The following is an 11,333-nucleotide window of genomic DNA, read 5'->3' on the forward strand; positions in this document are numbered from 1 at the left end:
CATGGCCGCGTTGGGCACGTGTTCCAGGGGCGTTATAAAGCGATTTTGGTTGAGAAGGACAGCTACCTGTTGGAACTATGCCGCTACATCGTGCTGAATCCTGTTCGCGCCGCGATGGTTCGATTGGCTGTCGAATGGCCCTGGAGCAGTTACCGCGCAACGGCGGGGTATGAAAGGGGTTTAAAGGCACTCGATATCGATTGGATTCTGTCTGCCTTTGGTGAAAAACGAGCCAAGGCCGTGGAGAGCTACGAGACCTTTGTGGCTGACGGCAAGAATCAGCCATCTCCGTGGGAAAAGCTCAAGAACCAAGTCTATCTCGGAAGCGATCAATTCGTTGACCAAATGCAACAGCGAATTGAACGGCCAGAACGTCTCAGTGAAATACCCAGGAGTCAGCGTCGCCCCTTGGCCAAGGCGCTGCAATTTTACAAAGATTCTGCCCCCTCCCGAAACGAGGCCATTCATTTAGCGTATGCGAGTGGCGGGTACGGCTTGAAGGAAATTGGTGATTTCTTTGGGATCCACTATTCCCGAGTGAGTCGGATTTTACGGGAGGCAAAACGCAAGACCTGACCCCGCAAGCTGCTGCTTATCCTTCGAGACCATATCCCCTGAAAGACTGGAGGATATACTCTTCGATCTGATGATCAGCATCATAGACGGGCACTCAGATTGGCGTCATTTGTCCCGTTTGAGAGTCTATCCTGAAGGCTGTTTCCATGACGCCCGAATTCGAAAGGCTAAAGAACTTATCCTGGAGAGTCCCCAAGGTGACCTTGATATGGAGACAATCGCACGCCAGTGTGGGTTGTCCCGGGCACAGTTTTTCTCCCTGTTTAAGAAGACGACAGGCATGACACCACAAATGCTTGCCAATATTGGAAAGATGCAACTGGCATTTCAGTGGCTCTCAGCAAATCGCTCATGCACGCTGGGCAATCTTTCGGATTCTCTGGGCTTCTCAGGTCAGGGGCATTTCACTCGTTTTTTCCGCAGGCATATTGGTGCATCTCCAAGCCAATACCACAGAACCATCGATGTTTACCGTTCTGAAATTTTATAGATTTTGAACCGGCTGCGCCAACTTAGGGGCCCGGCCTCTTTTTAGCGCTTGCTGCTGACCCTACCCAGGAATTAGGTCCAGAAATGGAAAAATCCGGCCCCCAAGCTGGACCGCGAATTCAGTACTTTGTGTGGAAACTGAAATCAGCTCGCCATTCTAGAATTTACTTTAAGTTTGTTTAACACTTTGGGTGGAAACCAGGCGCTAATAGTTGATTTATTATTAAGCCGGTTTAGTACTTTCTGTGGTCGTCTAACGTCCACAGAAAATGCCCAGTATGATTTGGAACATCATGTAGGAAGACCCGGGCTACTTTCGCAGCTTCGTTAGCTTTTCCGTTGCACAACCGGGAAAGGCAATTGCCACTGGGCGTTTTCCAAAAGCACTGATAAATTTGGACATCAATAATCTTGAACACCAAATGCAATTCGATTCTTGAGTCTTGTTTAAAGCGCCGGACCGATCGCTGCCCCGCCCGCCATTGGATCAACTCATGACGACTCTGGACTCCCAAACTTGGGTTGCCTAGCAATTGGAGATGCCTTGGTGACCGAAGAGCGAAGTTGGGTTTGGTCGCAAAACGAACATTGAAGTCTTGTGATGTATGGAGTCAGCAGACTGCTAATAATCCAGGCTTACCTGTCCGAAAAGAGACAGCCTGAGTTGGAGTTCCGCAAAAAGCGGACTGTGGTTGCCATCAAAGAGACATCAAAAAACATAAATGAAGCCAACACCGATCTCCGCTTCATAATCATTCCGAGATATTGGACTATCTGAAACGTCACTCCCGTAGACCTCGTAAAGCGCTTCACCGAAGACCTGCCAGCTCTCGTTCAAGTAATTTCGATAGTTAACATTGACCCCAGTTGATCTATACCCGCTATCAACATCGGTTTCTGGAAGACCTGAATCTATGGATTGTTGTGTGTTCACACCAAAGTCCCGGTTGGCTAGCTTACCATCGTGGAAAGTGACAACAGCGCCAACTTCCCAGCCAGTGCCGTTAGGTTGGCAACCCAAACAAGTTCCTGCGCCGAAAATCCCGAGCGTACCGATCTCTCCTGTTAATACACGGCCATCTAAAAAGTAACGCCAATCTTCTGCAAGGGCATGACGTACTTCCAACAGCAATGTCACCCCGGAACTCGATTCACCTAACCCATCCAGTTTGCCATCTTCTGAGTCGCCCTCTTCACGGCCTTCTTCATAGCCAACAGAGGCTTGAAACAACCAAGCATCCCTGGCCAATGTTCGCCACCCAATTGCTTCACCTGCCCAGAAAAAAATATGTTCACCAGTTCGCCATTGAACACCCCCAGCCGGATCGATCTCAAGCTCGAACTCGTCCGAACCCTCGTAAGCAGACTCATATTCAACCCCCAGTCCAAGCCCGACACCCCAACCATCGCCATTTGTAAAATCGACGATAGAAGGAAGCGGAACGAGAGGAGTTTTCGTCTCCGTCGCATTTACAGACCCAAAACACGAAAGAATGCCAAGAAATGTGGCGACTTGAAGGACTATTGTTTTCATGGTTTTTTTCCTATCAAGCAGGAATGGTAGTACGACTTACTCATCACTATAGGTGATTTTTTTTGATTCGCACTACAGCGCTTTCGTCATCATCGTTCCGCGACCCCGTCGAATAAATGTCAATTTTTTCAATCGCCTTGGGCCTCGAAACCCACTATCGAGATCGCGTTGGGCTTCGTAAAAATACCCCTGGACATGTTGTTGCCGGGCGTATTCGAGTCTAACGAGGCCCCATCTGTAACCAACCTCCTGGGCGTTCGTGGTCGAACCTAGCTAACTGAGTTCGACCACGGCTGAAGATGTTCTGTAAACCTTCCTATAGAACCACACCAATCACGGCGCCGATGATGCCTGGTCGTATCGTGTCCGATTACAGGTTCGGCTGCCCGATAAAGCGGTTGGTTTCGACCAGACGTTCGCCGCCGTCGTTTACTGGGTCCAGGTGAAACGCAATATCCGTCACACCACGATCAAGGGCCTCCGGTACCGCAGTTACCGATACCGGCATTTCACGCCATTCGCCCGCATCCAAGACGATGTTCTGATGTCCGATCAGGCTCAGTCCGTCCATACCACTGACACTTAACTGGAAGGTCTGGCTATCCTGACTTTTGTTGAGCACTTTCAGGATATAGCTGTTCTCAAAATTTCCCTTTCCGTCCAACCGGAACAGTCCCCTGTCTTTGACCACGTCAAACTCGACCATGGGTCTGGCCATCATCGCCCAGGAGAAGATGGCCATAAACGACACCAGCAGAGCGCCGTATCCCAGTAACCTTGGGCGGAGGATCCTCAGTCGTCCACCTTCCAGCTCCCTCTCACTGGTATAACGGATAAGGCCCGGAGCGTAGTCCATTTTGTCCATGATGGAATCGCAGGCATCAATACAGGCCGCGCATCCAATGCATTCCATCTGCAGGCCGTCGCGGATATCGATGCCGGTTGGGCAGACCTGAATGCACATCTGGCAATCGATGCAATCACCGAGGCCTTCAGCCTTATAATCCGAGCCGGCTTTGCGGCCACCCCGGTTCTCTCCCCTCTGGGCATCGTAGCTGATGACCAGGGAATCCCTGTCCAGCATGGAGGACTGAAAGCGCCCGTAAGGACACATGTGCAGGCAGACGTTTTCGCGAAGCCAGCCCGCATTGAGGTAAGTGGCGGTTGTGAAGAAGAACACCCAGAACGCGGCCATGCCAGTGCCCTGCAGGGTGAACAGATCCGTAACCAGCTGCCGGATTGGGACAAAATAGCCAACGAAAGTCACAGCGGTCGCCAGACTGATGGCAAGCCATAAGCCGTGCTTGACCGCCCGCTTGTAGAGTTTCGTCGCTGACAACGGCGCCTTATCCAGAATTTTGCGTTGGTTTCGGTCACCCTCTGCCACCCTTTCGGCCCACATGAATACCCACATCCAGACACTTTGTGGACAGGTGTAGCCACACCATACTCGACCGGCAACGACCGTTATGAAGAACAGTCCGAAGGCGCAAATGAGCAGGATAGCGGACAGTAGTACCAGGTCCTGGGGCCAGAAGGTGCTGCCAAAGATATGAAACTGTTTTTCGGACAAATCCCACAACACCGCCTGGCGGTCGCCCCAGGACAACCACGCGGTGCCGAAAAACAGGGTAAACAGAAGTGTTCCGCCGGCAATTCTCAAGCGTCTGAAAAAGCCCTGGAACTTACGGGTGTGGATTTTGCCGTTGTCATCAGGCCCTACGGCTAGGTTACGGACAGGAATGGCGTTACTCAACGGATACTCTCCCCGACAATAATTGGACTGTCAGGGAGAGTAATCCTCAGCGCCTAATGGGCACAGGCGCAATTAATATAATGTGGATAGGTACAGATATGGAGGCACAGCCAGCCGTTTCTACTCGTTGTGCAGTAAACCGGGCAATTGCCGGAGAGCATTCATTCGGGATTCGTTCCAGGGATGGGCGAAGCTTATTCTCAGGCAGTTTTCGAACTGGCCAGATACCGAAAACAGCGGGCCCGGCGTGATGATGATGCCGTGCTTCAGGGCATTCGTGTATGCCGCCAGAGTGTCGACCGTCTCCGGCAACTCCACCCAGACGGTCAGGCCACCTTGCGGGGTACTGACGCGTACCTCCCCGGGCCAGGTATGGAGCGACGCAATCAACCCGTCCCTGTTAGCCCTCAGTTCATGGCGCTGACGGCGAAGGTGGGAGGTGAAACTGCCATCGGCCATGTAGTCCGCCACGCCCTGCTGGAGGTACTGGCTGCTGGCCAGCTGGGTAACCAGCTTCAGGTGAAGGATCTTGTCGTGCCAACGCGCACCGGATATCCAGCCGAGCCGCAAATCCCGGGACAGGGATTTGGAGAAAGAGCTGCACAGGATCACCCGGCCCTCAACATCCAGGGCCTTCAACGGATCAGGAGAACGACCAAGCGCAGTGTCTCCATAGATATCGTCTTCGATCACCGCGAGGTCATGTCGTTCCGCCAACGAAAGCAGGCGTTTTTTGTCTGGCTCCGGCATCAACGCACCTCCCGGTGTCGAAAATGAAGGAGAGACAATACAGGCTGTTATCTTCCACCGTTCAAGTACTTCCTCAAGGCCATCCATATCCATGCCCGTCTCCATGGACGTGGGCACTTCCACCACTTTAAGGCCAAGCTGTTCCAGAAGTTGCAATGCACCATAAAATCCCGGGGATTCGACAGCGACCACATCCCCACGCTCACAGGATGCCATCAACGCCAGAAACAGCGCATGCTGGCAACCTGAGGTGATGCAAAGTTGTTCCGGTGAGACGGCCCACCCTCGCCTGGCATGATGGAGCGCCAACTGCTCCCGCAAGCCGACAAACCCTGCAGGCCTATCGTAATACTGGAAGTCTTCGCCCTTCTGGCGCCTCAGTGCCCGGCCTATCGAACGGTTCAGAGTCACGATTCCTGGCGGAAGGTCGCCACTGTGAAGGTCCGGCAGTAAATCAAACGCCGCACTACGGCCCATGATATCCAGCAGCAGATCGCTGACATTGACCGGGCGTGGGGCTTCTATCCGAGCACGACTAACCGGCGTCTTCACTCCGTCTGACTGCAAGGAAACAAAATAACCGGCTTTAGGGCGAGCCTCGATCAGGCCCTGGGTCTCCAGTCGCTGCAGGGCGTGCTGAACCGTTGCCTTGGACAATTTCTGTTCGGCACACAGTGTTCGGATCGAAGGCAGACGCTCTCCCAACCGCCAACGCTGCTCCAGGATTCCCTTCAATAACCAGCCTTCCAGTTGCTGATAGCGGTACTCGTCAGTCATTTATGGCCCTTACCCTGTCCTGATGTATCGGCAATTTCATACACCTGCACCTATTCATAATGCAAGTCCGGGCACACTCATCCCCCGATACCATCCCGCTATTCTATCCTTCAATCTTCAGAATAATTGGATAAACAACCTGACCGATCAATATTGAGCGAACTGAGGTCAAAAACATGAGCAATCTCAGCAATACCATGGAATCCGAATGCAAAGTCACGTTCAATGCTTTCTGTGGTCGTTTACCCTAAAAAAAAAGAGGCGGTGCCGAGCACCGCCTCCAGCAAACAAAGTCACACCTTCAGTTAATCTTTACCGTTCTCGGCGGAACCTGAACCATACTCCTTCAGGATATAGAGCCCTCCGTTACGGTCAGATGCATAAATCCATGGCTCATTGGGAACCTTGTAAATTCCCCAGATATCCTGGATGCCGCCGTTTTCAGCTTCGAACTCGGCACCGGCGCGATGGTATCGAGCAACTTCAACAGGAGCATATGGATTGGTGACATCCACTACCACGACACCATCGGTATACCAGGAAATATACGCTTTCACCCTATTCCCACTGGTCTCAACCAGGACATTATGGCTCGAATAGGTTCCTCGAGCGTCGCAATTGCCACCAGGCGCGGTCGAAGCCGAACACTCGGTGTCGAAAATCGAGGCCAGTACGGGATTGGCCGGGTCGGAATAGTTCCAGATACGAATTCCGCTCCAAGGTGTAGAGTTTGGATTGTTGTTGGTCACGACGATTGCGCCAGCTCCTCCGTTTGACGCGTTCACGGACTTCTCCGCAAACGAGCAGGCACCGCGGCGAACGACAGCAATATCACCGGCTCCGAGCGGATTAAGAATCGTATCGCCGTTACAAGCCTGCCCTATCCAGACGAAGTTACCTGCGTACGAACCTTCACCAAGCGGGAAGTTGTTTCCGCTGAATTCATTGGCACCGAAGACCGAGCCGGTCAGCGGCCCACTGGTGACTTCCACGCTGGATGCCGTTACGAACCCGCCGTTGCCTGTCTGGTTTGCTTCAAATGCATCGCCCGTCGAGGTTGCCGCCATCACACCCGGAATGGGGTTGCCGTTGCCGAACGTCACATTGCCAGGGGCAACCGTGGCCTCCCAGGCGCTGAAGTCCTCTTCACCTTCGACCACGATCGTGCCGTCCTCACTAGGCCAGACTGAGTGGCTGTTGACCTCGCCATCGAGTGAGCCATTAGCTGGATCCAGGGCTACCGAAACGACCTGAGGGTTAGCCGGATCGCTGATGTCCAGGAGAACCAGGCCCGCATCCCAATTGGCAAGGTAAGCTCTGGTGCTGTCGGCGGTGATGGTGACGTCATGCAAAAATTTGTTTTGCGAAGCGCCAAATCCACTTGTGAGCCAGATTGCTGCGTCCAGATTTCGGGAAAAATCGCCACTGGCAACAACGCCTGGGTCGAGTAATTCTTCTGCACCCCAGAACGACACCCGTACAGGGTTTGCTGGATCGGTGATGTCGTAGATGTGGAAGTTGCCGTACGCTGTTTCTGTCGTTACTGCCACATAATCATTTCCGGCCTGCCTGAAGAGCCAAAGGTTGTGCACACCGACGTCTTCCACAGGCCCAAAGATGAATGGAGTGAGTGGGTTTGGGTCATCAATGCGGACCGACGCCAGGTGGACAGGATCTAAAGGATCGTCGACGTTATAAACCTCGTACCCGCCAGGTCCTCCGGCGCATGATTCGTTCGAATGCACCAGGATATCCCCCGCGCCCATTGTTGCGACCCTGACATCGTTAGTGCGGCTGCCGGTTGGAGATGGAATGACTCCGACAAACTCTGGGTTGGTTTTGTTGTGGACATCCCAGATCCAGATGCCCGCGTCCGGGTCGCCGCCACAAGGGCCGTTAAAGGTGCCGGTATACGCATAGTTGCCTAGCGCCCAAACATCGGTTGTGGAGTTTGCAGAGAGCCGTTCTCCGCGGCCGGATTCGGCCAGATTCTTGATAACTTTGGCAAACGGCGCATCACTTATGATGTTGGCTACTGCAGCATCATGTGCCATGAGGGGGGCGCTCGGATCCGCACGGACAAAGCCGTCCGAAATGCTTAGTAGATGTTGAGGCTCGTCGTGGGGTTCGTCGTGGGGTTCGTCGGTAACCACCGGTGGCGGTGCCGCCAAAGCCGAGAACGCCATAAAGCTTGAAATGACTACCAAACCAAGCTTAAATCCTTTTAATTGCTTCATACTTCCCTTCCCCTTGCTCATTTTTTATCGTGGTCTCGACGACTACATAATTCCATCGGACATGAGTCGAGTGGTTTTTTAGACCAACGAAAAACAAGCCACATGCATGCCATGCAATAATATCGGCTTAATTTTAGAGAGTTACGCTCACCAGCGGTTCAGTGGAGGGAGTTATATGTAAAGTATTCTGACGTTTTATTGTACATATCGGCTCAGCGGGACATGGGTAGAGCCGTTTATGGAAGGGCGCTAAAGCCGCCAGTCTGAGTGATGAAGATGTAACCAATTGGCATAGCAAATTTGAGCTTATGGAACCGGATAAGCATCAAATGTTTTTGGAGATGCTGGATTTTTCTTCGCTGCTCAGGAAAAAGATAAACTGAATTGTTCATCTTCACCCTGACCCCGTATTCGGTTCATCGGTGAGCGGGTGCACGAAAGCCCCGCCCCTCCCAAACTAACTAGTTGGCCGTTCGGCAGACGACACTAAAATGCCTCTTTTTAGCAGTGTCCACTGTAGTTACCGGTCACGACGAGCAACTATAGTGCGACGACCCACCGACGCCAAAGAGTTCCATCGGCTTCAGCCTGTAATATTTTTCTTCCACGTCTTTCGACTGCTCGGCGTATGGCTGGGTCATGACTTCCTGCAACTCTCGCAGCAACGAATAGTCCCCCGCTGCCGCTTGCTGATACGCCGGCACAACAAGCCACTCCCGCAGGCTGTATTTTGGATTGACGAGCTTCATCTGACGGGACAGCTCCTCACGAGAGTGAGGTTCAGTGAGCGATTTCCATTTTGTGAGCCACTGCGACCAGAGCCTGTCCATGTTTTCCGGGTCTGCAACGTACGTTGAACGCCTGTAGAAGCTGTTTTTAAGCGGGCCGATGTCATCAGGCACACTCGAGAGTTCGCGAAAGAAAATGGTGTAATCAACCGGCGTGTTAGCCATCAAGGATTTGAGCTCGCTCAACAAGGTCACGTCAAAAGTGGCAAGTCCAAGTTTGGAAGCCCACATTTTCTCCAGTTGCGCCCGCATCACTTTTGGAAAATCCTGTTGAATCTCATCAAGCTGTTGCAGATAGTCCAGATCTTCGGCCAGCAATGGCTTTAGCGCCGAACAAAACATCTGGAAGTTGCGCTCGGCTGCCACCGGTTGATTCAGGAACGAGAAGTGATGTCCGCCACCCGTCCACGGCTGGTACTGCGGATCAAAAACATCACAGAATCCGAAGGGACCGTAGTCGAGCGTGAAGCCGCCGGCTGCACAGTTATCACTATTAAAGTTGCCCTGACAGTAGCCAACGCGGATCCAGTTAGCCACGAGCGATGTGAGCCGGCTGCGGAATTCGCGCGCAATCTGCACCGCTTTCTCGGCGGTGGCCAGTGTTTGGTCGATGACGTCACCGTACTCACGATCGATCAAGTGCAACACAATTTTCTCGAGCTCCTCCATGGCCCGGGGCTGCTCCCTCTTGCGGGCTCGGCGGCTGAAGAGCTCGAGTTGGCCGACCCGAATAAATGACGGTGCGACGCGCGTCGAGATGGCGACTGGCTCCAATACCAACACGTCTGGATTGGTCGAGCGTGAGCCTTCGGAGTACCACGGCCGCCTGGCCTTCTCTGTTTTTGAAACGTACAAACTGAGCGACCGTGACGTTGGCACTCCAAGCGCGTGCATGTGTTCCTGTGCCAGGAACTCCCGGACACTCGACCGCAGAACAGCCCGGCCGTCCGCGCCGCGGCAGTAGGGTGTCCGGCCGCCACCTTTTAGCTGCATTTCCCAGCGCTGGCCGTTAATGACGGCCTCAAGCACTGAAATTGCGCGACCGTCGCCGTATCCGTTGCCGGTTTGAAACGGGCACTGTTGGGTGTATTCGGTGCCGAAGATGGAAAGTGCATAACCGCACGCCCACCCAACCTTGCGCATTGGCTCCGGAACGTGCGATAGGTCGGCGGAGAACACGCGCATAAAGTCGTTCGACCGCGCCATGCTGTCGGCGAAGCCCAGCTCATGAAACAAGTCTTGGCTGTGGGTGACGTATTCAGGGTTTTCGATCGGTGTGGGTTTGACCGGAACGTAGTGGCCCGAGAAGACTTGTCGCGGTGCGTGGTCGGCTCCGTTTGCATTCCCCTCAGGGTCACAGTTGAGAGTGTCCACGAGCGAATAGTCTGCCAACGTGGCGAGATCGTCGAGGGTCGTGACTTTGGTGGGTGTTTCCCGGGACAGTTGTTTTAACATAGGGACTCCTCGTGACCAAATGTGGTGCGTATTTCGGGAAAATTCAAATTACCCTCCAGGAAGATAACCAATTGCGGCTGTACTAGTCATCAAAACTCCACTACCGATTCCTGAGCACCGCTAACTATTGCGATAACTCGCCTGGACACACCCTGTTCACTCATGACTGGCGAATAATGGGCATCCAACAAGACGTTGTGTCCACGGGCATGAACTGAATCGCCCCGCTTCACATTTCCGGTCACCAGGTCCCACGAGAATTTGATGTAATCTTCGCTTTTGGCGTAATCACTGGTGCAAAAAATCCGGTGATGCTGGCCAATAAAGTCCTGACGCTCCTATCCGAGCAAGCCAGGGAACCTGTGGTTTGCGCTTTCGATAATGCCATCTTGCGACATCAATAGAACTGCAACAACCTGCTCAACCGTCCGGAAATAAGACTCCAGCTCTCGAATCCTGCCCTGTGCAGCTTCAAGTGCTTCAAGGGCGGCCTGCACTTCCAGCTTGTTCGGTTGTAGAGCACCACTAAGGAGGCTCGGATCCTATCTCAAATATTCTGTGTGCTCTTCCAGCAAGAGCTTACCCATTAACCAGCCGATGTTGGCACTGATCGCCTGGCGTGTGACCGGAAAGATCCACTGCTTTCACGGCAACTCCGTTCAGTATTTGATGGAGGTCATTACGGGGCAATGCGACTTGAGTCAGACTTGAAAAAATCCGAGTGAGCATCGGATGTAGTCGGGTCTCAGGGTAAATCCGTTGGTTTTTTTGACTTTTGAGTTACTCAAAGGTGCTAAGTAATAGAAAACACCCACAAACGACTTCGTGATGAAAAGACTTCTCCCAGCAAGGCTTTGCCGATAAAATTGATAGGGCCGGGTCGGCAAACACAGAACAGACCTCTAAAAATTAGACTTACGACGACGCATCCGCATCGTCGGTTATTTCCTTGTCTTCCCTCCTAACCCTCA

At 52.9% G+C, this 11,333-nt stretch carries 7 protein-coding genes; 2 read left to right on the top strand and 5 right to left on the bottom strand.

The window, feature by feature from the left end; translation table 11 throughout:
- A partial coding sequence (locus tag GRX64_RS02380) for an addiction module toxin RelE (RefSeq protein ID WP_166263598.1) occupies positions 1–576 on the top strand: 576 nt, incomplete at its 5' end.
- A 70-nt stretch (positions 577–646) separates the two neighbouring features.
- The gene (locus tag GRX64_RS02385) at positions 647–1,066 is read left to right on the top strand and encodes a helix-turn-helix transcriptional regulator (RefSeq protein WP_166263599.1); all 420 of its coding nucleotides are present in this window, start codon (positions 647–649) and stop codon (positions 1,064–1,066) included.
- 708 nt (positions 1,067–1,774) lie between these two features.
- Here the strand turns inward: GRX64_RS02385 and GRX64_RS02390 are convergent.
- The 5 genes from GRX64_RS02390 to GRX64_RS02410 all read right to left on the bottom strand — a co-directional run bounded on the left by GRX64_RS02390 (position 1,775) and on the right by GRX64_RS02410 (position 10,362).
- Positions 1,775–2,599: a MipA/OmpV family protein gene (locus tag GRX64_RS02390; protein WP_166263600.1), complete on the bottom strand. Its 825-nt coding sequence runs from the start codon at positions 2,597–2,599 to the stop codon at positions 1,775–1,777.
- Positions 2,600–2,969: 370 nt separating this feature from the next.
- Complete coding sequence (ccoG, locus tag GRX64_RS02395) at positions 2,970–4,355, bottom strand: cytochrome c oxidase accessory protein CcoG (protein ID WP_166263601.1); 1,386 nt, start codon at positions 4,353–4,355, stop codon at positions 2,970–2,972.
- Between the two features lie 120 nt (positions 4,356–4,475).
- Entirely contained in the window at positions 4,476–5,882 is a 1,407-nt protein-coding gene (locus GRX64_RS02400) for an aminotransferase-like domain-containing protein (protein WP_166263602.1), read from the bottom strand.
- A gap of 305 nt (positions 5,883–6,187) precedes the next feature.
- A complete protein-coding gene (locus tag GRX64_RS02405) occupies positions 6,188–8,119 on the bottom strand; it encodes an LVIVD repeat-containing protein (RefSeq protein WP_166263603.1) in 1,932 nt (643 codons plus the stop codon).
- 527 nt (positions 8,120–8,646) lie between these two features.
- Positions 8,647–10,362, bottom strand: coding sequence for a protein adenylyltransferase SelO (locus GRX64_RS02410; protein WP_166263604.1), 1,716 nt, complete (start codon positions 10,360–10,362; stop codon positions 8,647–8,649).
- Positions 10,363–11,333: the final 971 nt, after the last annotated feature.

Source organism: Marinobacter caseinilyticus, from assembly GCF_011074955.1.
In the GTDB taxonomy this organism is placed as follows: Bacteria; Pseudomonadota; Gammaproteobacteria; order Pseudomonadales; family Oleiphilaceae; genus Marinobacter; species Marinobacter caseinilyticus.